The organism is Lentzea sp. NPDC051213 (genome assembly GCF_044455585.1).
GTDB lineage: Bacteria > Actinomycetota > Actinomycetes > Mycobacteriales > Pseudonocardiaceae > Lentzea.
On the sequence record NZ_JBITEX010000006.1, the window covers coordinates 1 to 22,331 of the forward strand.

Genomic DNA, 22,331 nt, shown 5'->3' on the forward strand with positions numbered 1-22,331 from the left:
CACCCGGTCCCATTCCGAACCCGGTAGTTAAGCCCTTCTGCGCCGATGGTACTGCACTGGTTACGGTGTGGGAGAGTAGGTCGCCGCCGAACTTAATTTGCCCTGCGGGTTGAGCGCCACAAGCGCTCCCCGCAGGGCTTTTTCGTGTGCGCCGTATTCTCGCGCGCGGCCGACCGGGTGACTTGCCCAAGGCGAGCGGGTGATGCGGGTCAAGCTCGGGTCGTACGTCCCTACCGTGATCGTCATGAACGATCAGTGGGCAGGGGAGGCACCTTTGCGGTGGCGAGCGCGCAGGAGGCGGGGCAGGCACGCCCGCGAGCCCGCGCCGTCCTCGCAGTCGTTCCTGCCCGCGGTGCTCGGCGTCGTACTGCTGGTGTGCCTGATCCTCCTCCTGCTGACCTACCTCTAGCGGGACTGCAGTGCGTCGAGCGCCACGGCCTGGGCGATCACGAGCCGGCGGTCGACGCCAGGATCCTGGATCGGGACCAGGTAGTGGTCACGAACCCAGGTCTTCTTGTCGACGCTGAACACGGGAGCGCCGTTCTCCGTGGTGAAGTCGAAGTGATACCGCATGGGGAACGGTGCGTCTCCGACGATGGGGATCCACTGCCACAACCGGCGGAAGCCGGCGAACCACTTGTTCCGCTCGGCACCGGTCGTCTTGCCCCAGCCCGGTTGTTCCAGGTGCCAGGTCGAACGCAGCAGCGACTTCGCGAAGTCCTTGCGGAACAACCCGATCGGCTGCCCGCCGGCATCGGTCACGTCGTAGCCGCTGCCGAGGTCGAGCGCCTTGCGCGCGTTGAACTCGAACAGCACCTGACCCTTCGAAGAGTCCGTGTAGACGGTGATCCGTTCCTTGATCTTGAACTTCTTCTGCTCGGCGAAACCGACGAGTGGGCCGGGCTCCCCGTTGTCGTCGACGAAGACCTCGTAACGGTTGGTCAAGAACGTGACCTTCTGGTGCACGTGCAGGACCTGCACGCTCTGCAGACTCACGGCTCACCCTTCTCCTGTGACTTTTCCAGGGGCACCGGCGTCAGGCTCCCGGTCGGGAACCGCCGCTCGTTGCGCTCGATCTTGGCGAACGCGGCCTCGACGAGGTCGACGCCGAGCTTGTCCGCCAGCCTGGTGAGGTAGTGCATCACGTCCGCGAGCTCGTCCCGCACGTTCCAGGCGAGTTCTGGGTCTTTCATTGCACTTGCCGCCTCTTCGGGGGTCAGCCACTGGAACAGGTCGGTGAGCTCGCCGACCTCCGCGGACAACGCCATCACCAGGTTCTTCGGCGTGTGGTAGCTGTCCCAGTCGCGGGCAGCGGCGAACGCGCGCAGGGCGTCCCTCAGGTCGACAAGATCGTGCTGACTCATGCCCCACTAACTACCATGCGCCGCCGGCTGGACGAACGAGCAAGGGTGACGGCGAATCAAGCATGGATTGTCCACGTCAATGTTGATTGGCTCTAGTCATGTCAACATTGAGCGGAATCAAGTCGTCCACCATCCTCGTGCTCGCCGCGACCGGCAAGACCGGCCGGCGCGTCACCGACCTCCTCGGCTCCGCCGCGCGTCCGGCCTCGCGGTCGTCCGCCACCAGGTTCGACTGGTCCACCCCGGACACCTGGGAACCGGCGCTCGCCGGCGTGACCGCGGCCTACGTCGTGCCGCCGGACAACCCGGCGCTGCTCGCCGAGTTCGTGCCGCTGGCCGTGAAGGCCGGTGTCACCCGGCTCGTGCTGCTGTCCATGCGCGGCGCGCCGGACGACGACCCGTTCGAAGCGGCGATCAAGGAGTCCGGTGCCGACTGGACGATCCTGCGGCCGACGTGGTTCATGCAGAACTTCGACGAGGACCTGTTCGCCGCGCCCGTGCAGCACGGCGAACTGGCACTGCCCGCGGGTCAGGGCATCCACCCGTTCATCGACGTGCGCGACATCGCCGAGGTCGCCGTCGCCGCCCTCACCCAGCCCGGTCACGCGGGACAGACCTACGACCTGAGCGGGCCGGAGTCGTTGTCGTTCCCGGAGATGCTGGCCATGATCGTCGCGGCGACCGGTGATCCCGTCCTCTACACCGATGTCGAGCCGGAGGAGTTCACCGCCTCACTGCGCGGGTTCGGGTATCCGGACGAGGTCGCCGACCTGGTCACCATGCTGCTCGTGCGCATCCGCACGGGAGCCGAGGCGCACCTGTCCGACGGGGTGCAGCGCGTGCTCGGCCGCCGGCCGCGAACGTTTGCGGACTACTTGGGCAGCAGCAGCTTCGCCTGAAGACCGCGCGTGCCCTCGTTGGTGATGACGGCTTCACAGAGCGCGCGCCCCGTGCGGGCGCGCCACTCCTGCACGAGGTCGCAGTAGCGCAGGCCCATCGCGTAGGTGAGCTGGCCGATGCGCTCGCCCTCCAGGAGCACCTCGAGAGTGTGCTCGCCGGTGTGCGTGCCTTTGCCGATGCGGCAGTCGCGGAGTTCCGCGATCACGTGGACGGGCGTGCGGCCGTTGACCACGCGGTGCAGCACGAGCTGGTGGGCGTCTTCGCCGTTGACGGTGACCTGGTGTTCGGCGGGGATCGTCGGCGCCGTGCCGAGCGCCTCGTGGTCGAGCAGCAGCAGCCGCGGGACGCCGAGATGCAGGTGCACGCCGTAGTAGCGCTGACCACCGCCCATGATGCGGGCCGGGCACGAGCCGACCTCACCGCGTTCGGCCAGCTCGACGAGCAGCGGCTGGTAATCGGCCGCCTGGTCGCCGCGCAGATAGCCGGCGGTGATGGCGGATCCGTCGCCGCGCAGGAGGTCGACCCGCACGGCCAGGTGGTCGTGCCGGTTGGCGGGTTCCGGCACGAGCACCGCGGTCGCGGGGATGGCGTCCTCGAGGGTGTGCGCGGAGGCGTGCCGCGCCACCTCGGCGATGGCGTCCTGGTAGTGCGACTCGCCGACGATCGCGATCCGCCCCGCCGTGGACAGGCGCCGGATGCGGGAGCGGGTCCGCATCGGCCCGATCACGTCGGGCGCGCCTCTCTTCTTCGCGCCGATGAACATCAACGCGAAGAGCGCGAGCCCGATGACGAAGCCCAGTGGGCCGAAAGCAACGGTCAGAACCAGCGCGAGCACGGCGACAGCGATCAGGATGGCGGCGGGCGAAGGTTCTGTTCGTTGCTGCATCGTCATGGGGCATCCTCACGACTCGGCTAACCGTCACTCTCAGTGTCGGGGATGCAAGACGATATGTTTCACAAATCGCTCGTTTGGCCTAATACAACAGGCCGGGAACTCCAGCCTGTGACCGGGATGCGACGCGGATCGGGTTCACCGGCCGTGGGCGAGACCGGATTCTCTTCGGTGAGTTTGTAGACGACCCCTTGCCGGAACCACACGTGCGTCGCGATCCACGCAGTCAGCCCGAAGAAGAGGATCGCGACGAGCCGGCCCCAGCTCCAGCCGTCCGCGAAGAGGTGAAACACCGAGTACAGCGCCATCGGCGTGGTGAGCGCGGAGATGATCAGCGCTGCCCAGCGGTTGCCGTGGTTGACCTTCTGGATGTTGGGCCGCCGAGGCTCCTGATCGGCGAGGTCCCACAGGAGCTTGGCGTGGAACCATCGCTCGCTTTCCAACGGCGGCCGCGGATCCGGCTTGGCCCTGACCGTCGCGCGATCCGTGACCAGGCGCGCGAGCGCCTCCGCGTCGTCGACCGGCAGCAACCACTCCTGCCCACCGCCGATGACGCGCAGCACCGGGCCGGGCATGAGCGTGAGTTCGCTGGTGTTGGCCAGCCGCCACGGCGCGGGCGTGCGCACGTCGCCGGCTTCGACGCTGGTGATCCGGTCGAACCGGATGGCGACCCGCCCGATCGGGCTCATGAAGTGCCTCGGCGGCGGCAGCTTGTCGAGCAACAACCGCCGCGACTGCACCCGCAACCGCCCGCCACCGCGCAGTCCAGTCGCGACCTCGACCGCGCCGAGCCGCACGTCCTCGGAGACCGGCCACGACACAACCTTCGACGCAAGCCACGCGAACCCCCAAGCGACAAACGGCGCCGTCGCGGCCGACGCCGCGTTCTCCCACCCGTCGAACAGGCCGATGATGCCCCCGCCCACAGCCGCCGGCACAGACGGCACCAGCGCGATCTTCGGCCACGCCGTCGTCATCCACCAGAACACGACGAGCAACACGACGGCCAGCGCCATCGGCCAGCCCACGACGTTCTCGGTGAAGGACTCCCGGAACTCGGCGGCCACGTCGAACTTCCCGTCCCGCAGCTCACGCCGGTACAGGTAGGACGAGAGCACGTGATACCCGGTCGGTACCCCGACGATGCTCATCATGAGCAACGGCGCGGCCACCAGGTACCGCAAGAACAACAGCATTGCCTTCCCCCCAAGTCATGATCAATTGACCAGGGTAAGGCGTGCCCGTCCTTTCGGTCCTGGTTCTCCGCCACCTGGCAGCGCCGTGAGGACGAGCCCGAACACCAGGCCGTTGAGCTCCTCCAGCCCGAGGTTCAGCGCCTTCGCCACGTGCAGCGGCGTGGTGCCGTTCTCGCGCAGCACCCGGAACACCTTGGTCAGCAGCTTCGACGTCTCCCGGCGCGCCATGCCGCCCTGTGCCCAGGTGACGTCGTTCGTCCGCGTCTCGAACTGCTCCTTGGCCACGTGCCAGTGTCGGTGGCTGGTGCCGTGCAGGTGTTCCGTCGGCATCAGGAACTCGGCGGCGAACTCCGGCGGGTCGTCGTGCCCGAGCAGAACTCCCAGTTGCGCGGCCGCGTCGAACCGCGCCTGCTCCGGACTGGCCGCCGGGCTGAGGAACACGAACGGCGTTCCGTTGTGCCAGCACGAGAACGCCGCCGTCATCGCGCAGTCGACCGGCAACGAGAAGACCCGCACGCCGTTGGATTCCAGCAGCTGCACCATGTTCGGGACCGGGCCGTGGTCGAGGCGCCAGGCATCGCGAGTGCTGTCCGGCGACGTCCTCGGCGGCGGCAGGTTCGGCTGGGGGAGCACGAACAGGCGCTCCATCCACCCGCTGAACTCGATGGCCAGCTGAGCCGCCGCGGTGGCCTCCGTGGCAGCGCCGGGAAGCCTCGCCGGTTCCGGCGCGGTGAAGAAGGCCGCGGGAAACCCGAGCGAGCCGGCCAGCGATTCGATCGTCGTGGGCATCGGCCTGCGCAGACCGCGTTCGTACTCGCCGATGGCCCGCGCCGAGACCCCGGACTTGCGCGCCAGTTCGGCCGCGGTGAGACCGCGCCGGGTGCGGGCGAGCGTGAGTCGCGCGGGGGTGAGCATGATCCAGCCATTCTCACCTCTGCCCCGTCGCCACGCCACGCGGGCCCCGGTGTCGTTCTGCCGGGTGGTGTGGACAGCGCCCCGTCGCCGCTCGGCGGAGCGTGGTGCTCAAGATCGACACCGTCCGGCTCGCCTGATCAGGTGGCCGCAAGTCGTCTGGGCAGCACCCCTCGCCAGCGTCGTGCCATGGCTAGCCACGAACCAGCGACCCGATGGGCACGTTCAGCCTCGCACTCCTGATCGGCGCCCTCGCCAAGGTGGCACTCGACGTGGCCCGACAGGGGTTCAGCGGCGCAGCGCGATCGGGAAGTCCACCTCCTCCGGACCGTCCACATTGGGCGCCTTGAGGTGCGGGAACTCCATCGGCGGCAACGGAATCCGATGCGCCCACCGCTCGATGATCTGGTTCTGCGGCGTCGGCTCCGGCTGCGACACCTCGCGCAGCACCACGAGACGGTCGTCCACCTGCAACGGATACGTCACCAGGAACCACAACTTCAGACCCTCGTTGCGCGCGTTCTCGAACAGCGCGAACTGGTCGTGGTCGTTGTCCCGCATCATCGCCGCGATGGCAGGCCCCTTCGCGTAGTCGCTGCGCAGCGGCGCGTCCGGCGACCCCGTCCCGCGATTGCCCTGCAACGTGCCCAGCAGAATCGGCCGCGACGGGTGCCGGATCAGCCCCGCGTTCCAGTGGTCGAGCTTCTGCCACCCCTGCGCGGCCAGCAGTTGCCGCAACGTGCCGACCCGGTGAATCCAGTCGAGCAGGCCCGGTGCGTTCGTCGGACCGTGCGGCGGCGAGGCGGCACGCGCGTCGATGCCGGCGGCGATGGCCCTGTCAAGGACGGACAGGCGCAGGCCCAGCTCGGCGAGCCTCTCGTCGGTGGTGGGGGTGAGCTTGCGGAAGGCGGCGTTGGTCATGGGGTCGACGGTAGCGACGGGGTCTGACATTTCCGGGAAGCTGCAGTTCGTGTACCGCTACGTCGAACCTGGCCCAGCTCCGGCAGCCACCTCGGAGGCGACCTCCCGGGTGATGCGCCGAACGCGTCGCTCCGGCACCGCGCCGGAGCTGGCCTTGCGGCGGGCGCTGCACCGGCGCGGGCTGCGGTTCCTCGTCGACGTCGCGCCGCGCGGCACTAATCGGCGCAGACGGGTCGACGTGCTGTTGCGCGGGGCCCGAATCGCGGTGTTCGTCGACGGGTGCTTCTGGCACTCGTGCCCCCAGCACGGTCAGCTGCCGAAGGCGAACCGCGAGTGGTGGCGGGTGAAACTCCACGGAGTTGTTGTTCGCGACCGGGACACCGACGTCCAACTGACAGCAGCTGGGTGGCTCGTCGTCCGCGTGTGGGAGCACGACGACCCGGACGAAGCTTCCGACCGGATCGCCGCGCTGGTCGCCTCCAGGCTCAAGCCGCCACAGGACTGAGCTGATGCAGCACGTCACGCTCCCCAAGCCGCTCCCGAGCCCACTCAACAACCGAGGTCTCCTGAGCGAACAGCACAATCTGCCGATCCGCCGACAACCGCAACAACAGATCCAGCACAGCCCGAGTACGAGCATCGTCAGCCTGCACAGTCACATCATCGAGCAGCAACGGACAAGGCTCAGAGGCAAGGTGCTGAGCGAGAGCCACCCGCAGCAGCAGATACACCTGTTCCGCAGTACCGAGCGACAAACGCGAGGCCTGGTGCCACGACTCGGAAGCGGCGCACACGCGCACGGTCAGAGTGGCGGCGTCGACGGCGGCGTCCACGTAACGGCCGTCGGTGACGGAAGGCAGCCACGCGCGGAGGGTTTCCTCCAGGGCTGGGGCGATGGTGCTGTGGACCTTCTCGCGGGCGGCCGTGAGGTAGCGGGTGGCCAGGTCGATGGCCTCGACCTCCGCGGTGACCTCCGTCAGGACCTCACGGGCGGCCTGCAGGGCCTCCTCGGCGTCTGGGACGCTGGGTAGTGCTCGCGCCAGTTCGGTGACGGTGGCGGTCAGGGAGTCGCAGGACTCGGCCAGCACGGGGTCTACCGGGTCGGTCGCGGCGTAGCGGAGGGCGGCCTCCAGCAGCGTTGTGTGGTGGGTCTGGGCGGCGGACAGGCTGGCTTCCAGGTCGTCCAGGGTTTCGGTGAACGCCTGCAGTTCGGCCCACGCGTTGCGTTCCTCCTCGGCTTCGCGCAGCTGGCGGTCCCAGCCTCGCTGCCACTCGGCTATCGCGCGGAGCAGGTCCTCGGGGCGGTCGCCGGTGCGGCCGATCGCGGTCACGGCTTCGCGTAGCAACGTGAGGGCTCGGGCGTGGGCCGTTGCGGCCTCGGTGACGGTGGCTTCCGCCAGCAGGCGGTCGGCCAGTGCCTGGGCCAGGAGGGGGCGCTGGGCGGCCATCGTGGCCTGGCGGGCGCGGACCTTGCAGTCGGTTTCGTAGTCGATCAGCAGGTCCGCGACGGTCATCGCGTTGTCCACCTTGCCGCGTGCTGCCAGTTCCACGCGGACGGCCTTTTCGGTGCGGGCCACTTCGGTGACCAGGTCGGCGTGTTCTGCCTCCCAGACCGCTCTTGTGGCCAGGCGCCACAGGGTTTCGCGGTCCGCCGGCACGCCTAGGGCGGCGCATTCGGCGGTGGCCGCGTCGTGGCTGCGGACGGCTTCTGACGCGACTGCGCGCTGGCCTTCGGCTTCTGCCAGGTTGCGGTCCGCGACGAAGAGCAGGCTTCGTGCTTGTACGGCGGCTGCGGCGCGTTCGGCGGCGAAGGCCACGGCGGCGTCGCGTTGGGGGCCGTTGCCGCGGGCCAGGGCGCCGCCTATGCCGGCCACCAGCGCGGCCACCACGACGCCCGCGGCGGCGAGTTGCTGGCCTGTCAGGAAGAGCAGCAGGCCGACCAGCGTCGTCAGGCAGCTCAGTGCCAGCAAAGTGATGCGCAGGAACGGGTTCGGCAGCGCGATCTCCTGGACGCGCGCTGCCGCCACGTCGGCCTCGACCTGGACACGGGCCGCGTTGGCGGCGGCCTCGTCCTGGAACTGGCGGGCGCCGTCCACCTCGATCGCCGCGGTGGTCAGGCGGCCACCGCTGGCCGGGTCCAGGCGGGTGGCGAGGCCCCGCAGTGCCGACGGTTCGGCTGAGGTGGACGGGGAAGGCCGGCGCTCGTCGTGGGCGGCGGCGACCGCTGCGGCGGTCTCGTACGCGGTTGCCACGACGCGGAGTTCGTCGTCCACGGTGGTTTCGCCGACGGGGACGTCCGGGAGGGCTTCCAGTTCGCCTTCCAGCGTCGTCGCGGACGGGCCGGTCAGCACGCGCGGGGTCGGGGCGGCGCGCCACGCGGCCAGCGCGCGGTTCACCACGTGGGTGAGCTCCTCCTGCGCGGCGAGGCCGGACGGTGGGGAGTCGCCGAAGCGCTCCTGCAACGTGCGGAGGCGCGCCACGCGAGCGGCAAGTGCTTCCAGCGAAACGGAATGCTCCTGCACGGCCAGCCTGGCGCGGGCGGCCGCGGCGGCACGGGCCTGGGCGCTCAGCTCCAGGTAGCGGTCGTGTTCGCGGCGGGCCACGGTGAGGTCCGTTTCGGCTTCTCGCAGCCGGTTCTGGGCGTCGCGCAACGCGTCCACCGGCACGTTCAGCCGCTGCAACGCCTGCTCCACCGTGCCGTCCGTGCCCGCGGTGGCGGCGGCCCGGCGCAGGTGGTCCTGCAGGCCGTCGGCCTCGTCCAGCACGGCCAGCAGCTGCGCCTGGTCCACGCACGCGGTGGCGGCGAACGACGTGCGGTCCAGGCCGAGGCGCCGCGACACGTCCTCGCAGGCGTCGTCGTTCAGGTCGCGGTTCACCGTCACGACCTCGCCCGACGAGAGCGACACCGTTGCCGCCACGCGCCAGGACTCGCCGTGCCACGGGCGGTGCCGGGACGACGGTTCGCCGCACAGGGCCGCGCGGATCGCGGCGTGCCAGGAGGACTTCGCGGACTCGTTCACGCCGGACACCACGGTCAGGCCCGGCGCCAACGGCAACGTCCGGTCGTGCAGCGGCCCGAAGGCGTGCGCGGTCACCGACTCGATCTTCATCGTTCCTCCAACGCCCGCAGGCCGGTCGCGAGCACGCGGCCGCGCACAGTCGTGTCCAAGCCTGGATCCGCGAGGACGTCGCGCACGAACTGGCCGCGCACGGTCCGTTCCGCGGCGACGGAATCGAAGTCCAGCAACGGAAAAGCCGACGTGGCCTCCGCCACCAGGCCGAGTGACCGCGACGCCGACACGTCGAACACCTCGCGTGACACCGTGCCGTCCTCGTGCACGGTGCACAGCACGGCGCCGCGCTCGCCGGTCTCGTCCGGCGTCAGCGGATCGGGGTTGCCGGGGAACGTGTAGTGCACGGCGTGCTCCGGGGTGTGCACGTGCCCGAGGAACGCGTGGTCCAGCCCGGTGATCGTGACGTCCTCCGGCGCGGAACCGTGGCACAGGGCCAGGTTCACACCGGTCCGGTTCACTGCGAAGCCGTCCAGGAAGTCCCGCGCCGGGCCTGGCCCGACGTGCGCGGCGCCCCACAGCGTCACGCCGTCGGCGAGTTCCACCGGCGTCAGGCAGTTGTCGGAGAACACGTGCACGTTCGGCGTCCAGTCCACCTGCTGGTAGACCGACTGCGGCCCGTACCAGTCGTCGTTGCCCGGAGCCAGGAACACCGGCAACGAGCAGTCGAACGTCGTCTGCAGGAAGGAAGCCGTGGAGGGCGAGCAGCGGTCCTGCTCGTAGAGGTCACCGCCGCACAACACGGCGTCGACGTTCTCTTCTTGCGCCAGGTCCACGATGCGGCCCAGCGTGTCGCGCAACGCGTGGCGGCGGGCGGGGCCCGCGCTGGAGAAGCGCGTGTCCAGGTGCAGATCCGCGAACAGCAGCAGTTTCACCGGTGCCTTCAGGTGAGGTCGATGGTGCCGGACAGGGTCAGGGTCGGCTGGAGCGCCTCGACGACGGACGCGGTGTCGGCGTGCCAGCCGCGCAGCTCCGTGACGGTCGGGTTCAGCTCGTAGCCGTGGTGCCGGATCGCGCGGCTCAACGAGTGCCAGAGCTGCGAGGTGTCGTGTGCCACGTCGGCGTCCACATGGGACGGAAGGCTGATCAGCAGTGCGTGCACGGGCTGTTCGGTGTTCTCGGCGCCGCACGCACGGGCGACCGAGCGTTCCACCGCCGTGCGCAACAGCTCTGCGCAGCACCGGATCCGCACGCCGTCGAGCTGGTCCGGCCGCGCCAGCAGGTTCGCCACGCAGGTCAGCCGGTCCTGCACGTCCGAGGGCACGTTCATCGCTGCAACCACCCCGCGAGCAGTTCGGTGTCCCGGATCAGCACGTCCAGATCGCCGCCGTCGCCGCCGACCCGGCACGCCTGCAGCAGGTCGACCGCCCACGACCCGACGACGTCCTCGAGGTGCGCCAGCAGCTTCGCGGACTCACTGAGGTCGTCGAGCACGGCCAGCGCGAGCTTCTGCCTGGTCGTCAGCGCGCATTCGAGCACGCGTTCCACCTCAGAATGCGCCATCCCGCGGCCGAGCCGCTCGCGCCGGAACCGGGCGTGCGACGCCGCTTCCAGAGCCGCCCGGCAGCACGACGACACCAGTTCGGCCCGCAACGCCTCAGGCAGGTCCTCGTCGATCCGCATCGCGCGGGCGTCGTTGAGGCACCGCCCGACCGGATCGTCCGACATCCGCACCCGCACGACGGACTCCTCGCCGCGGCACACCTCCCAGACCGTGGCCTGGAGCCGCAGCCGGCGCAGTGCCTCCACCAGCCGTTCGTCGTGGGTGAAGACCACGACCTGGCGGGTCAGCCCGACATCGGCGAGCACCTGCGCGAGTCCATCCACTTTGGACGGATCCATCGCCTGCACCGGGTCGTCGATCACCACGAACCGGAACGGGCTCTCGTCCACCATCGCGCGCGGCAGGAACAACGCGAGCCCCAGCGAGTGCAGCTCGCCCTGGCTCATCACCGCCAGCGCCGAGTTCGAGACGCCGTCGACGGACACGTCCAGCTCGACGTTGCGGGTGCCGCCGAGCCGGACCGCGCCCAGGTCGACGTTGCTCTGCTGCCGCAACCGCTGCCAGATCCGCTGCGACTCCTTGGCGAACGGCGCGATGCGCTCGGAACGCAGGGTGGTCGTGGTCTTGCGGATCCAGTTCTCCGCCTCGGTCACGTCGGCGAGCACCTCGGCGTCCGCAAGCGCTTGCTGCGCCTGGGAATGCCACTCGAACAACGCGATCGCCATCGGCCGCCACACCAGGTCGCGCCGGTCGATCTGCTCGCGCGCCACGGACTTCAGCTGCTCCACGGCCCCGACGAGGTCGGCGTAGCGGTCGAAGAGCTCCTGCCGCAGCCGCACCGGGTCGTCGATCGAGACGCAGTCCTCCCACGCCTGCCACGCCTGCAGCGCGGCCGTCGTGTCGAGGATGCCCTGCGCCTCCCGCAGCACGTCCGGCGCCGGCAGGCACAACGCCCGCGCGGCCGCGACCGCCACGTCCAGCCGGTCCGCGGCCTCGTGCAGCTCCGCGGCGGCCTTGGCGAGGTGTTCGGCCCGGTCCTTGGCCTTCGACAGCCACAGCCCGTCGAGCCGGCCCAGATCGCACACCGGGCACGCCTGGTTGCCGCCGGACTCCTGGAGCTGGATCGCGAGTCGCAGGATCTCGCTGCACCGCAACGAGTCCTGCGCGTTGTCGGTCGCGAGCAGCGTCACCGTGCCGAGGGCCAGGTCGAGCGTCTCGCGGCACCGGTCGAGCTCGTCCTCCGGCGGCAGCGGCAGGTCCACGATGTGGTGCAGCAGGCCCGTTCCGCTGCCGACCTCCGCGCCGAGCGCGAGGTCCGCGATCGCGTCGAGGTCGGGGGAGTCGCTGCCGAGCAGTTCGGCGGCGCGCCGTGCCCGTTCGTCCGGCGACGCCGCCAGTTCCGCACGTACGCGTTCCCGCCGGTCGTAGGGGCGGGCGACGATCTCAGCAAGGCGTTTGCGGTGCTCGGCGAGCGACTGCTGGGCCTCCGTGATCGCCTCCAGCCCGAGGAGACGGTGCAACGCCTCGTAGAGATCCTCCGGCTGTGCGTCGAGAACGGTCCCCAGCTCGCTGTAGGGCAGAAACGGCCGGTAGGTCTCCAGCGCGTCGTGCCACCGGCGGCCGTCGAACGGCCTGTTGTCCTGCGTCCACTCGCCCTGCGCCAGGTCGTCGCCGGTCGCCCAGCGCCGTTGGATCGTGGTCTTGTCCGTCTGCCCGGCCTGGACGAGATCGAGTTCGACGGCGGTGTCGTTCTGGTGCAGGTTGCGCCAGCCCTGCCGCCACACGTCGTGCCGCGCACGGGTCCAGCGGGCGTTGTAACCGGTCAGCGCCAGTTCCGCGGCCTCGGCGAAGCTCGACTTGCCGGAACCGTTGCGCCCGGTCACGACGGTCAGGCCGGGACCCGGTGCCAGCGGCAGGTGTACCTCGGGGCCGATGCCCCGGAAGCCGCGCACCCGGATCTCCGACACGAAAATGCCCTGGCCAGGACCGTCCGTCCGCTCTCGCGGCGCTTCATCTCTCGTGGGCGCGCCGTCGAGAGCGCGTTCCAACGCGGCTTCTCCACGGCACGCCGCCAGCACCAGTTCCGCCGCACGTGAGGTGAGATCGTCTTTGGCCAGTCGCCCGGCCATCAGTTCGAGTAACCCGGCTTCACCCGCCACGGTCACATTTCCTCCAGCTGCCACCACTCGATAGGGCGGCAACCTAAGGACCAAATGAGACCTACTGGTGAGTACTCACACGATCGGGTGGTGTTACATAGGGTGACTAAAGTAGTTCGCCGTCGTTATGGCCCCCACACTTCCAGCGCCCGGATCACGAAGTACGCGTCCGGCACGTACGTCCCGTGCTTGGGGTAGGTGGTGAACTCGGCCTCTGTCGAGCAGTTCTCCCGCTGGTACACGCTCGCGTCCCTGCTCAGGCGGTTGACGAACGACCGGCCGGTCACGGTGAGCGGGATGCATTCGTCCGGGTTCGCGGACTCCAGGTCGAGGCGCTGCACCGCGCCCGTGTAGTCGGGCCCGGCCCACACGCAGAACTCGCCCTTGTCGCAGGTCTTGTCACTCTGCGCTACGGCGATCCCACTGGAGGCAACCGCCCCTGCAGTGATCACCAACGCGGCGATGAGGCTCTTCGTCGACATGGGCGCACCTCCGTGGCAACGAGTGTGCGACCGTTTGGATCAATCGGCCAGACGATCTTGAACCAGCAAATCTTGAAGCTTCACCGCGTCACGCGGGGCATAAGCCTTGGCATCGTTGTCGAAGTAGACGAACACGTCGCCCTGTTTCGCCCAGCCGCGGACCTTCTCGGCCCACTGGTCGAGGCCCTCGTCGGTGTAGCCGCTGACGTAGAGCTCGTCGTGGCCGTGCAGGCGGACGTAGGTGAAGTCGCTGGTGACCTCTTCGATCAACGGGTACTTGCCCGCCGCGTCAGCGACGACGAGCGCGATGCCGTGGCGTTCGAGGAGATCGGTGAACGCCGGTGTCACGTAGCTGGGGTGCCTGATCTCGAGGGCGTACCGCAGCGGACGGTCGGCGTCGGTGGTGGTGTGCGCCGGGTCGACGCGGTGGTCGTGCCGTTTCGCCACCTCGGCGGCAGCCGCGGTGGTGCGGGGGAGTGCCTCGAAGAAGTCCGTGAGCAGGCCGGCGTCGAACTGGAGCGTGGGCGGGAGCTGCCAGAGGATCGGGCCGAGCTTGGGACCCAGTGCCAGCACGCCGGACGCGAGGTAGTTGGCGAGCAGCTCGTGGCCGTCTTTGAGGCGCTTCATGTGCGTGATGAAGCGGCTTCCCTTGACGGAGAACACGAAGTCCGCCGGCGTCTCGGCGGCCCATTTCACGTAGCTCGACGGGCGTTGAAGCGAGTAGAAGGAGCCGTTGATCTCCACCGAGCCGAGCCGCTCACTCAGGTAGGCCAGCTCGCGCTTCTGCGTGACGCCCTTGGGGTAGAACGTGCCGCGCCAGGGTGGGTAGACCCACCCCGAAGTACCGACCCTGACCTGGCCCATGTGGTTATCGTGGCACGGTGGACGCCTACCTACAGCGCATCGGCGCTACCCGCTCGTCGTCGTTGACGGAGCTGCAGGAGCGGCACCTGCTGAGCGTCCCGTTCGAGAACCTCTACACCCACATGGACATCCGGATCGTGCTGGAGATCCCGTGGCTGCACGACAAGGTCGTGGTGCAGCGCCGCGGCGGGTTCTGCTACGAGCTCAACGGCCTGTTCGCGGAGCTGTTGCGGCACCTGGGACATCACGTCGACCTGCTGGCGGCGCGGACGTTCGGAAAGGACGGCCAGCTCGGGCCGCCGTTCGACCACCTGACGTTGCTGGTGGACGGCACGTGGCTGTGCGATGTCGGGTTCGGAGCGCTCTCGCTGCACCCGCTGAGGTGGGACTCGCGCGAGGAGCAGGAAGACCCGGCGGGGTTCTTCAGGCTCATCGACCACGGTGACGACGTGGACGTGCACCACGGCGACCTGCCGCGGTTCCGGGTGGAACGGCGTCCGCGCGAGCTGGCGGACTTCGCGTCGACGTGCTGGTGGCAGCAGACCGCGCCGGAGTCGGCGTTTTGCAAGGGGCCCATGGCGACCATCGCGACGCCGGACGGGCGGATGACCGTGACGGACAAGAAGTGGGTGCTCACGAAACGCGGCGGCAAGACCGAGATTCCGGTGACCGACCCGGAAGCCGCGTTCCGCGAGCACTTCGACCTCTACTTCCGGCAGAGCAACGCGTCCGGGGTCCTGCGCCAGTTGTAGGCGACGCCGGCGACGTGCTCGTCCTGCGCGCACTGGCCCTTGTAGTGCCCGTTGGCCCAGTCACCGCCCTGGTCCGGCCGGTTGTCGCCGCGGTCGAACCAGATGACGCGGGTCGAGTTGCCCTGGGCGATCGGCGCGCAGATCAGGTTGAAGTTCGCGTACCCGACTGCGGCGTTGTTAGGCGGGCACTGGAGTTTCGAGTAGCCGGATGCCCAGTCGTTGGTCACGTGCTGCTCGTTGGTGACCCTGGTGGTGTTGCTCCACTGTGGACCGCTGACGCACAGGCCGCGGTTGCCCGAGTGGCTGATGCCGACGAGCTTCTCGTTCTGCGGGCACGATTCCTTGAGCAGCATGTTCCACCGGGTCTCGCGCGGGATCTGGCCGGTGCGGCTCGGTGCGTTGACGAGCCGGTTCCACGCGCCGGCGCGCCAGTCGTCGCCGTCGTTGACGCCCATGCGGTTTCCGGCGGCATCCCAGTGCAGAAGTGCCCAGCCGTTGCCGCTTCGGTTGGTGTGGAATCCGACCAGCGGCCAGTACGCGAAGTCGGTGTCGTTCGCGATCAGCTGGTTCACGAACCGCTCGAACCAGTCGCGTGCCTTGGGGTTGCTCTCCTCGCGGCCGCCGACGCCGAACTCGCTGATCCACAACGGTGCGGTGAAGTGCTTCTGCGCCTCGGTGATGAAGAAGGCCTGGCGCTGCAGGACGGCTGTCAGTTCCTGCGGGGAGAGGTCCTGGTACCGCGGGTCGCTCGTTTCGCCCATGCCGGTGGCGCCGCTGTGGTTCGGGCCGGTGTAGCCGTAGAAGTGGGCGGAGTAGACGAGCTTGTCCGGGTTGGCGAGGGTGTGGCTGAGGTAGCGGACCGGTTCCAGCGTCGGCCGGCCGTGCGCGAAGCCGTCGGCCGGGATGCCGGTCCAGTTGATGCCCTCCACGATGACCAGCAGGTCCGGTGCCGCCTGTTGGATGCGGTCCGCGGCCTGCTGGGACGCCTTGTGCCAGTCGTGGTCGTTGCCCCAGCCCCAGTTCGGGTCGTCCCAGACGTTGCGGCGCACCTCGTTGTAGAGGTCGGCGCCGACCACGCGCTTGTTGGACTTGTAGCGGTCGGCCATGAACGCCCAGTCGTTGACCCACTGGTCGGTGCTCTGGCTGGTGTTCCACCGCTCGTTGCCGTCGACGCCGCAGCACCACCTGGAGGTCGCGGTGTGGTTGTTGAGGATGACGGCGACGTCGTTGCCGGTCAGCTCGGCCACGACGGCGTCGTAGATCTCGAGCGGCCGCTTGCCGTTGAGCTGCGCGTCCTTCAGGCCGTTGACCGGGTTCGTGTCCTTGATCATCTGGTTGGAGAACGGCAGCCGGACGCTGTTGACGCCGATCTCCTTGAAGCCGCTGATGATCTGCTGCATCGTCGCGCGGTTCAGGCCCAGGGGGACCTGGTCGGCCTTCTCGCCGGCGTGGTGGTTGGCGGGGTCGTTGATGTCGCCGGAACCGTTGTAGGTGCCGCTCGCACCGTGCCAGTTGCCGGACTTGAGCTTGAAGCGGTCGCCGTGGGCGTCGACGATCCACCGGCCGCGGGTGCTGAGGGGGCCGGTCCAGGTCGCCGCTTCCGCTTGCGCGGGTGCCACGAGACTCGCGGCCAGGAGCAGGGGAGCCAAGACGCGAATCGTTCTCATATCTGAACAGGCTAGCCGCGCGACAGCCCTCGCAGCGTGCCGGAATTGTTTTCGGCTCGGATGGATCGCGTAGCTACTCCGTAGCACTTTTTAGGGAAGAGTGCTACCTTGGTGCTATGTCGCTTACTGCCATCGGACAGCGCGAGCTCCGCAACGACAACGCGGAGATCATGAGGCGTGTCGAGGCGGGTGAGAGCTTCGTGGTCACCCGCAACAACAAACCGGTCGCCCAGCTCCTGCCGTACCGCGCCGACGCCGCGCCCCGGCTGCCGGAGCTCGGTGACGTGCAACTGGCGTTCAGCCGGCTGCCGTCCGTGGACGCCGACCGCTGGGAAGCCGACCAGCGCGCGGCCGATGAGGTCTTCGGTGCGGACGACCCGCTGGAAGACCCGTGGCAGAGCTGAGCCGCATCCTGCTCGACACGTGCGTGGTGATCCGCCTCGAGCACGTCCAGCTCGGTCCGTACGTGCACGCGCAGCCGTTCCTCAGCGCCGTGACGATCGCGGAGCTGGCGTTCGGGATCGACACGGACGACCCGGTCGAGCGGTTCGCGCGCACCGAGCGGTTCTACGCCGCGCAGCAGCAGTTCGAGGTGCTGCCGTTCGGGCTGGAGGAAGCCAAGATCTACGGACAGATGGCCTCACTGGTCCGGAGGGCGGGCCGCAGCCCGCGGCCGCGCAGGATGGACCTGCAGATCGCGGCCACCGCGGCGGTCGCGGGGATGCCCGTGCTGACCATGAACGTGAAGGACTTCAAGGACCTCGACCGGCTCGTCGAGGTCGTGCCGATCCGTCAGGTCTGAACCCCTAGGCTGCTCGGCATGATCTCTGGGGGATTCACCTGCACGTGCTGCGGTCAGGAACACGACGGCCTGCCGTTCGGCTACTCGATGGCCGCGCCGGTCTACTGGAACCCGGGCCTCGCCGGGAGTCCCGGCAACGTGCTCGGTGACGAGCAGTGCGTGATCGACGATGAGCACCACTTCGTGCGCGGCCGCATCGTGCTGCCGGTGCACGACGCCGACGAGGACTTCGAGTGGGGTGCGTGGGTGTCTCTCTCGGAGGAGAACTTCCTGCGCATGGCCGAGGTCTTCGCGGACCCGGCCCGCGTGAACGAGCCGCCGTACTTCGGGTGGCTGTCGGTCATCCTGCCCGGCTACGCGCCCACGACGCTCAACCTCAAGACCAACCTGCACACGCAGGAGCTCGGCATCCGGCCGTTGATCGAGCTCGAGCCCACTGACCACCCGCTCGCGGTCGAGCAGCGCGAGGGCATCACGGTCGCACGCGTCCAGGAGATCGCGGAGCTAGCGCTGCACCAGTGAAGAACGCCTGGATCCGGTCCAGGTGGCTGATGCCGATGCCTTTGCGGGCGTCGACCGGCACCAGCAGCGTCCCCGGCCGGGCCGCCGCCCACTCCGGATCGCGCTTCTGGAACTCGTCGTCCAGCCAGGCGATCGGCCGCGTGCCCGCCCACTCGGTGATCGCCGCGACCTTGCCGTGGTGACCGTCGCGGTGGTCGGCGCCGCGCCCGCCGAAGTCGATCCACTCCAGCTCCGGCAGACCCAGAACCGGCCCGATGAACTCGTTCGCCTCGTGTTCCCACGTCGTCGCCCACACCAGATCCGCGCCCGTCGCGGCGGCCAGCGAGAGCAGCCACGGGCCGTGCGAGGGGTCCAGCCACACGCGCAGCGGCCGAAAGAAACCCGCAGGCCGGATGCGGTGCGTGGAGTAGCCGGCCGGGCGCCGGGTCGGCTTCGCCAGGTACGGGTTCAGCGGGCCGTCGACGTCGACCAGGATCGCGGGCCGGGACAACATGACAGGATCGAAACATCCGGACGGCTAATGATCGCGTGATTTTTCCCGATACGGGACACATGACTCTCACGGAGATCGCGACGTGGTGCACGGCGGACCACGTGCGGGCCGCGCTCGAACGTCATCTCGAAGGCGCGCTGGTGGAGGTCCCCGATGACGACGACTCGCCGCGCAGGGCGTTCAGCGAGGCGTTGCGGCGGTCGTTGATGCTGCGGCAGAAGCACCCGTTCGACGTCGTCGCCATCGGGCTGCCTGACCTGCTGCGCTTCCGGGACCTGGTGGCCGGGTCCGAGGTGACGTTGCGCGCGACGAACATCGAGGCCTACTTCATCCGCAAGGACGGCTCGGCGGAGCAGTACCAGCCCGAAACAGAGTGAAACCCCGGCTCCGTCGAGGGAGCCGGGGTTTCAGCTATCGCAACGTCAGGCAGGCACGGACGCCACGCCCGGCGCCAGGAAACGCTTGCCCGTGACCTTCTCCGAGATGCCGGAGCGGTCCAGGTACGGCGTGATGCCGCCCAGCCAGAACGGCCACCCGGCACCCAGGAGCATGCACAGGTCGATGTCCTGCGCCTCCGCGACCACGCCCTCGTCGAGCATGATGCGGATCTCCTCGGCCAACGCCTCCAGCGCGCGCGTCTTGACCTCTTCGCCCGTCAGCGGTGAGGAGCCGAACTCCCACAGCGCCTGGACCTCGGGGTCGACGGTCTGCTTGCCGGTGGAGTCCCACTGCCAGACGGCACCCTTGCCGGCGGCAACGAACTTCTTCATGTTCTCCGACACCGAGAAGCGGTCGGGGAACGCGCCGTGCATCGTCTCCGACACGTGCAGCGCGACGGCGGAACCGACCAGCTGCAGCAGGATCATCGGCGACATCGGCAGGCCGAGCGGCTCGGTGGCCTTGTCGGCGACCTCGAAGGAGGTGCCCTCGTCGACCGACTTGATGACCTCGCCCATGAAGCGGGTCAGCAGGCGGTTCACGACGAACGCGGGCGCGTCCTTCACCAGGACCGAGGACTTCTTCAGCTGCTTGCCGACCGAGAACGCCGTCGCCAGGGTGGCGTCGTCGGTCTGCTCGGCGCGCACGATCTCCAGCAGCGGCATGACCGCGACCGGGTTGAAGAAGTGGAAGCCCACGACCCGCTCGGGGTGCTTGAGCTTCGACGCCATGTCCGTGATGGACAGCGACGAGGTGTTCGTGGCGAGGATGGCCTCGGGGGAGACGTGCTCCTCGACCTCGGCGAACACCTGCTGCTTCACGGCGAGGTCCTCGAACACGGCCTCGATCACGAAGTCGGCGTCGGAGAACGCGGCCTTGTCCAGGGAACCGGACACGAGCGCCTTCAGGCGGTTCGCCTCGTCCGGCGAGATGCGCTTCTTGCCGGCCAGCTTGTCGATCTCGCTGTGGACGTAGCCGACGCCCTTGTCCACGCGCGCCTGGTCGATGTCGGTCAGCACGACCGGCACGTGCAGGCGGCGGATGAACAGCAGCGCCATCTGCGAGGCCATCAGGCCCGCGCCGACGACGCCGACCTTGGTGACCTTGCGCGCCAGCGACTTGTCCGGCGCACCGGCCGGGCGCTTCGCACGCTTCTGCACCAGGTTGAACGAGTACAGACCCGCGCGCAGCTCGTCGCTCATGACGAGGTCCGCGAGGCCCTCGGTCTCGGCGGCGTAACCCTTGACCAGGTCGTTCTCGCGCGCCAGCTCCAGCAGTGCCAGAGCCTTCTCCGCTCCGGGAGCCGCGCCCTTGGTCTTGCCGGCGACGATCGCCTTGGCACGCGCGACGGCGGCGTCCCACGCCTCGCCGCGGTCGATCTCCTTGCGCGCCACGGTGATCTCGCCGCGCACGACACCGGACAGCCACAGCAGCGACTGCTCCAGGTAGTCCGCGGAGTCGAACAGCACGTCCGCGATGCCCAGGGCCAGAGCTTCCTTCGGCTTGAGCATCTTGTTCTGGTTCAACGCGTTCTCGAAGATCACCGTCACGGCGTCGTTGGCGCCGATCAGGTTCGGCAGCAGCTGCGTGCCGCCCCAGCCCGGGAACAGGCCCAGGAACACCTCGGGCAGCGCGATCGCGGCCGCGTTCGACGCCAGCGTGCGGTAGTGGCACGACAGCGCGAGCTCGAGCCCGCCGCCCATGACCGCGCCGTTGACGAAGGCGAAGGTCGGGATGTCCGAGTCGGTGAACTTCTTGAAGACGTCGTGGCCCAGCTGGCCGATCGTCAGGCCCTGCGAGCGGTCCGTGGCCTTCTCGACCGCGGTCAGGTCCGCGCCGACGGCGAAGATGAACGGCTTGCCGGTCACCGCGATCGCGGCCGGCGAGGCCGCGTAGGCCTCGTCGAACGCCGCACCGAGCGACACCAGCGACTGCGGGCCGAACGTCGACGGACGGGTGTGGTCCAGGCCGTTGTCGATCGTGATGAACGCGACCGGCTTGTCCAAGCCCGGCACCGAGATCAGACGAGTCTTGGCAACGGTGACGACCTCGTCGGGGAAGATCGCCTTTGCTTCCTCAGCGGTGATGGTCACTTGCCACTCCAGTTCGGGTTCTCCCAGATGACCGTTCCACCCATGCCGATGCCGATGCACATGGTGGTGAGGCCGTAACGGACGTCCGGACGCTCGGCGAACTGACGCGACAGCTGCGTCATCAGGCGCACGCCGGAGGAAGCCAGCGGGTGGCCGGTCGCGATCGCGCCGCCCCACTGGTTCACGCGGGCGTCGTCGTCGGCGATGCCGAAGTGGTCGAGGAACGCGAGCACCTGGATCGCGAACGCCTCGTTGACCTCGAACAGGCCGATGTCCTCAATGGACAGACCGGCGCGCTCGAGAGCCTTCTCGGTGGCGGGCACCGGGCCGATGCCCATGACCTCGGGCTCGACGCCCAGGAACGAGTAGCCGACCATCCGCATGCCGACGGGCAGGCCGAGCTCGCGCGCGGTCTCCTCCTCGGCGAGGATGCAGCCGGTCGCGCCGTCGTTCAGACCGGCCGCGTTGCCCGCGGTGATCCGGCCGTGCGGGCGGAACGGCGTCTTGAGCTTCGCCAGGTCGTCGACCGTGGTGCCGGGACGCGGCGGCTCGTCGGCCGTCGCGAGGCCCCAGCCGTGCTCCGCGGAACGGGTCGCGACGGGCACGAGCTCCGGGCCGATCTTGCCGTTCTTGATCGCGTCCGCGTACTTGGCCTGGGAAGCGGCCGCGTAGGCGTCCGTGCGGTCCTTGGTGATGTGCGGGAACCGGTCGTGCAGGTTCTCCGCGGTCTGGCCCATCACGAGCGCGCTGGTGTCGACGATCTTGTCCGACAGGAAGCGCGGGTTCGGGTCGACGCCCTCGCCCATCGGGTGGCGGCCCATGTGCTCGACGCCACCGGCGATGGCGACGTCGTACGCGCCGAACGCGATACCGCTCGCGGCGGTGGTCACGGCGGTCATCGCGCCCGCGCACATGCGGTCGACGGAGTAACCGGGAACCGACTTCGGCAGGCCCGCGAGCAGTGCGGCGGTGCGGCCGAGCGTGAGGCCCTGGTCGCCGATCTGCGTGGTCGCCGCGATGGCGACCTCGTCGACGCGCTCCGGCGGCAGCTCGGGGTGCCTGCGCAGCAGCTCACGGATGACCTTCACGATGAGGTCGTCTGCACGGGTCTCGGCGAAAATGCCCTTCGGGCCGGCCTTGCCGAACGGCGTCCGGACGCCGTCGACGAAGACCACGTTCCGAACGCGTGCCGGCGCTGCTGGTGCGGCCACGGCGTCTCCTCCACTTGTGGTGACAACTCTGTCCACTACCGGCGGGGCTGCGCGACATCCCTACCGGTCGGTAACGCCAACTGTAGCC

24 protein-coding genes and 1 rRNA gene are annotated in these 22,331 nt (G+C 69.1%); 9 read left to right on the top strand and 16 right to left on the bottom strand.

Going from position 1 to position 22,331, the window contains the following annotated elements; genetic code table 11:
* Positions 1–92: ribosomal RNA gene (rrf, locus tag ACIA8G_RS26110) — 5S ribosomal RNA — on the top strand; the annotation flags it as partial.
* 152 nt (positions 93–244) lie between these two features.
* Positions 245–409, top strand: a complete 165-nt coding sequence (locus tag ACIA8G_RS26115) for a hypothetical protein (protein ID WP_158102645.1) — start codon at positions 245–247, stop codon at positions 407–409.
* Here the strand turns inward: ACIA8G_RS26115 and ACIA8G_RS26120 are convergent.
* A complete protein-coding gene (locus ACIA8G_RS26120; protein WP_396421282.1) occupies positions 406–996 on the bottom strand; it encodes a hypothetical protein in 591 nt (196 codons plus the stop codon). The genes ACIA8G_RS26115 and ACIA8G_RS26120 overlap by 4 nt on opposite strands.
* Positions 993–1,364 (bottom strand): nucleotide pyrophosphohydrolase, encoded by a 372-nt coding sequence (locus ACIA8G_RS26125; RefSeq protein ID WP_396421283.1) that lies wholly within the window; start codon positions 1,362–1,364, stop codon positions 993–995. Before ACIA8G_RS26125 ends, ACIA8G_RS26120 begins: the two co-directional genes overlap by 4 nt.
* A 98-nt stretch (positions 1,365–1,462) precedes the next feature.
* Between ACIA8G_RS26125 and ACIA8G_RS26130 the strand changes: the two genes are divergently transcribed.
* Positions 1,463–2,263: an SDR family NAD(P)-dependent oxidoreductase gene (locus ACIA8G_RS26130; protein ID WP_396421284.1), complete on the top strand. Its 801-nt coding sequence runs from the start codon at positions 1,463–1,465 to the stop codon at positions 2,261–2,263.
* Here ACIA8G_RS26130 and ACIA8G_RS26135 read toward each other — a convergent pair.
* The 4 genes from ACIA8G_RS26135 to ACIA8G_RS26150 all read right to left on the bottom strand — a co-directional run bounded on the left by ACIA8G_RS26135 (position 2,236) and on the right by ACIA8G_RS26150 (position 6,185).
* Positions 2,236–3,156, bottom strand: a complete 921-nt coding sequence (locus ACIA8G_RS26135; RefSeq protein WP_396421285.1) for a hypothetical protein — start codon at positions 3,154–3,156, stop codon at positions 2,236–2,238. The two genes, ACIA8G_RS26130 and ACIA8G_RS26135, sit on opposite strands and share 28 nt — an antisense overlap.
* Before the next feature lie 62 nt (positions 3,157–3,218).
* Complete coding sequence (locus tag ACIA8G_RS26140; protein WP_396421286.1) at positions 3,219–4,352, bottom strand: hypothetical protein; 1,134 nt, start codon at positions 4,350–4,352, stop codon at positions 3,219–3,221.
* A 21-nt stretch (positions 4,353–4,373) separates the two neighbouring features.
* Positions 4,374–5,267, bottom strand: a complete 894-nt coding sequence (locus ACIA8G_RS26145; RefSeq protein ID WP_396421287.1) for an ImmA/IrrE family metallo-endopeptidase — start codon at positions 5,265–5,267, stop codon at positions 4,374–4,376.
* Between the two features lie 285 nt (positions 5,268–5,552).
* A complete protein-coding gene (locus ACIA8G_RS26150) occupies positions 5,553–6,185 on the bottom strand; it encodes a hypothetical protein (protein WP_396421288.1) in 633 nt (210 codons plus the stop codon).
* 49 nt (positions 6,186–6,234) lie between these two features.
* Here ACIA8G_RS26150 and ACIA8G_RS26155 point away from each other — a divergent pair, with 49 nt between their 5' ends.
* Positions 6,235–6,690 carry a very short patch repair endonuclease gene (locus tag ACIA8G_RS26155; RefSeq protein ID WP_396421289.1) on the top strand — a complete coding sequence of 152 codons (456 nt, stop codon included), beginning with the start codon at positions 6,235–6,237 and terminating at the stop codon, positions 6,688–6,690.
* Here the strand turns inward: ACIA8G_RS26155 and ACIA8G_RS26160 are convergent.
* The 6 genes from ACIA8G_RS26160 to ACIA8G_RS26185 form a co-directional block, all read right to left on the bottom strand.
* Complete coding sequence (locus ACIA8G_RS26160; protein WP_396421290.1) at positions 6,671–9,295, bottom strand: AAA family ATPase; 2,625 nt, start codon at positions 9,293–9,295, stop codon at positions 6,671–6,673. The two genes, ACIA8G_RS26155 and ACIA8G_RS26160, sit on opposite strands and share 20 nt — an antisense overlap.
* Positions 9,292–10,131, bottom strand: a complete 840-nt coding sequence (locus ACIA8G_RS26165) for an exonuclease SbcCD subunit D (protein WP_396421291.1) — start codon at positions 10,129–10,131, stop codon at positions 9,292–9,294. Before ACIA8G_RS26165 ends, ACIA8G_RS26160 begins: the two co-directional genes overlap by 4 nt.
* Before the next feature lie 8 nt (positions 10,132–10,139).
* Complete coding sequence (locus ACIA8G_RS26170) at positions 10,140–10,526, bottom strand: hypothetical protein (RefSeq protein WP_396421292.1); 387 nt, start codon at positions 10,524–10,526, stop codon at positions 10,140–10,142.
* On the bottom strand, positions 10,523–12,925 hold the full coding sequence (locus ACIA8G_RS26175; protein ID WP_396421293.1) for an AAA family ATPase: 2,403 nt from the start codon (positions 12,923–12,925) through the stop codon (positions 10,523–10,525). Before ACIA8G_RS26175 ends, ACIA8G_RS26170 begins: the two co-directional genes overlap by 4 nt.
* 119 nt (positions 12,926–13,044) lie before the next feature.
* The gene (locus ACIA8G_RS26180) at positions 13,045–13,401 is read right to left on the bottom strand and encodes a peptidase inhibitor family I36 protein (RefSeq protein ID WP_396421294.1); all 357 of its coding nucleotides are present in this window, start codon (positions 13,399–13,401) and stop codon (positions 13,045–13,047) included.
* Positions 13,402–13,440: 39 nt separating this feature from the next.
* Entirely contained in the window at positions 13,441–14,265 is an 825-nt protein-coding gene (locus ACIA8G_RS26185; protein WP_396421295.1) for a DUF72 domain-containing protein, read from the bottom strand.
* A gap of 17 nt (positions 14,266–14,282) precedes the next feature.
* Here ACIA8G_RS26185 and ACIA8G_RS26190 point away from each other — a divergent pair, with 17 nt between their 5' ends.
* Positions 14,283–15,017: an arylamine N-acetyltransferase gene (locus ACIA8G_RS26190; RefSeq protein WP_396421296.1), complete on the top strand. Its 735-nt coding sequence runs from the start codon at positions 14,283–14,285 to the stop codon at positions 15,015–15,017.
* On the opposite strand, the gene ACIA8G_RS26195 is transcribed toward ACIA8G_RS26190, so the two are convergent.
* Positions 14,972–16,666 (bottom strand): glycoside hydrolase family 5 protein, encoded by a 1,695-nt coding sequence (locus ACIA8G_RS26195; RefSeq protein ID WP_396421297.1) that lies wholly within the window; start codon positions 16,664–16,666, stop codon positions 14,972–14,974. The genes ACIA8G_RS26190 and ACIA8G_RS26195 overlap by 46 nt on opposite strands.
* Positions 16,667–16,800: 134 nt before the next feature.
* On the opposite strand from ACIA8G_RS26195, the gene ACIA8G_RS26200 reads away from it, so the two are divergent.
* The 3 genes from ACIA8G_RS26200 to ACIA8G_RS26210 are packed head-to-tail and all read left to right on the top strand — an operon-like array spanning position 16,801 to position 18,008.
* Positions 16,801–17,088: a type II toxin-antitoxin system Phd/YefM family antitoxin gene (locus tag ACIA8G_RS26200; RefSeq protein ID WP_396421298.1), complete on the top strand. Its 288-nt coding sequence runs from the start codon at positions 16,801–16,803 to the stop codon at positions 17,086–17,088.
* A complete protein-coding gene (locus ACIA8G_RS26205; protein ID WP_396421299.1) occupies positions 17,076–17,486 on the top strand; it encodes a type II toxin-antitoxin system VapC family toxin in 411 nt (136 codons plus the stop codon). Before ACIA8G_RS26200 ends, ACIA8G_RS26205 begins: the two co-directional genes overlap by 13 nt.
* Positions 17,487–17,504: 18 nt before the next feature.
* Positions 17,505–18,008 (top strand): DUF2199 domain-containing protein, encoded by a 504-nt coding sequence (locus ACIA8G_RS26210; protein ID WP_396421300.1) that lies wholly within the window; start codon positions 17,505–17,507, stop codon positions 18,006–18,008.
* On the opposite strand, the gene ACIA8G_RS26215 is transcribed toward ACIA8G_RS26210, so the two are convergent.
* On the bottom strand, positions 17,959–18,501 hold the full coding sequence (locus tag ACIA8G_RS26215) for an HAD domain-containing protein (RefSeq protein WP_396421301.1): 543 nt from the start codon (positions 18,499–18,501) through the stop codon (positions 17,959–17,961). The genes ACIA8G_RS26210 and ACIA8G_RS26215 overlap by 50 nt on opposite strands.
* A gap of 59 nt (positions 18,502–18,560) precedes the next feature.
* Here ACIA8G_RS26215 and ACIA8G_RS26220 point away from each other — a divergent pair, with 59 nt between their 5' ends.
* Positions 18,561–18,878, top strand: coding sequence for a hypothetical protein (locus tag ACIA8G_RS26220; RefSeq protein WP_396421302.1), 318 nt, complete (start codon positions 18,561–18,563; stop codon positions 18,876–18,878).
* 45 nt (positions 18,879–18,923) lie between these two features.
* Here the strand turns inward: ACIA8G_RS26220 and ACIA8G_RS26225 are convergent, their stop codons facing one another.
* Together ACIA8G_RS26225 and ACIA8G_RS26230 are read right to left on the bottom strand one after the other, a co-directional pair.
* On the bottom strand, positions 18,924–21,032 hold the full coding sequence (locus tag ACIA8G_RS26225) for a 3-hydroxyacyl-CoA dehydrogenase NAD-binding domain-containing protein (RefSeq protein WP_396421303.1): 2,109 nt from the start codon (positions 21,030–21,032) through the stop codon (positions 18,924–18,926).
* Positions 21,029–22,243, bottom strand: a complete 1,215-nt coding sequence (locus tag ACIA8G_RS26230) for a thiolase family protein (protein WP_396421304.1) — start codon at positions 22,241–22,243, stop codon at positions 21,029–21,031. Before ACIA8G_RS26230 ends, ACIA8G_RS26225 begins: the two co-directional genes overlap by 4 nt.
* Between the last annotated feature and the right edge of the window lie 88 nt (positions 22,244–22,331).

Bases quoted from the DNA above. Each gene is read 5' to 3' on its own strand.
- ACIA8G_RS26115 (WP_158102645.1), top strand. From the start codon at position 245: ATGAACGATCAGTGGGCAGGGGAGGCACCTTTGCGGTGGCGAGCGCGC.
- ACIA8G_RS26125 (WP_396421283.1), bottom strand. From the start codon at position 1,364: ATGAGTCAGCACGATCTTGTCGACCTGAGGGACGCCCTGCGCGCGTTC.
- ACIA8G_RS26130 (WP_396421284.1), top strand. From the start codon at position 1,463: ATGTCAACATTGAGCGGAATCAAGTCGTCCACCATCCTCGTGCTCGCC.
- ACIA8G_RS26135 (WP_396421285.1), bottom strand. From the start codon at position 3,156: ATGACGATGCAGCAACGAACAGAACCTTCGCCCGCCGCCATCCTGATC.
- ACIA8G_RS26140 (WP_396421286.1), bottom strand. From the start codon at position 4,352: ATGCTGTTGTTCTTGCGGTACCTGGTGGCCGCGCCGTTGCTCATGATG.
- ACIA8G_RS26145 (WP_396421287.1), bottom strand. From the start codon at position 5,267: ATGCTCACCCCCGCGCGACTCACGCTCGCCCGCACCCGGCGCGGTCTC.
- ACIA8G_RS26150 (WP_396421288.1), bottom strand. From the start codon at position 6,185: ATGACCAACGCCGCCTTCCGCAAGCTCACCCCCACCACCGACGAGAGG.
- ACIA8G_RS26160 (WP_396421290.1), bottom strand. From the start codon at position 9,295: ATGAAGATCGAGTCGGTGACCGCGCACGCCTTCGGGCCGCTGCACGAC.
- ACIA8G_RS26170 (WP_396421292.1), bottom strand. From the start codon at position 10,526: ATGAACGTGCCCTCGGACGTGCAGGACCGGCTGACCTGCGTGGCGAAC.
- ACIA8G_RS26180 (WP_396421294.1), bottom strand. From the start codon at position 13,401: ATGTCGACGAAGAGCCTCATCGCCGCGTTGGTGATCACTGCAGGGGCG.
- ACIA8G_RS26185 (WP_396421295.1), bottom strand. From the start codon at position 14,265: ATGGGCCAGGTCAGGGTCGGTACTTCGGGGTGGGTCTACCCACCCTGG.
- ACIA8G_RS26200 (WP_396421298.1), top strand. From the start codon at position 16,801: ATGTCGCTTACTGCCATCGGACAGCGCGAGCTCCGCAACGACAACGCG.
- ACIA8G_RS26210 (WP_396421300.1), top strand. From the start codon at position 17,505: ATGATCTCTGGGGGATTCACCTGCACGTGCTGCGGTCAGGAACACGAC.
- ACIA8G_RS26215 (WP_396421301.1), bottom strand. From the start codon at position 18,501: ATGTTGTCCCGGCCCGCGATCCTGGTCGACGTCGACGGCCCGCTGAAC.
- ACIA8G_RS26220 (WP_396421302.1), top strand. From the start codon at position 18,561: ATGACTCTCACGGAGATCGCGACGTGGTGCACGGCGGACCACGTGCGG.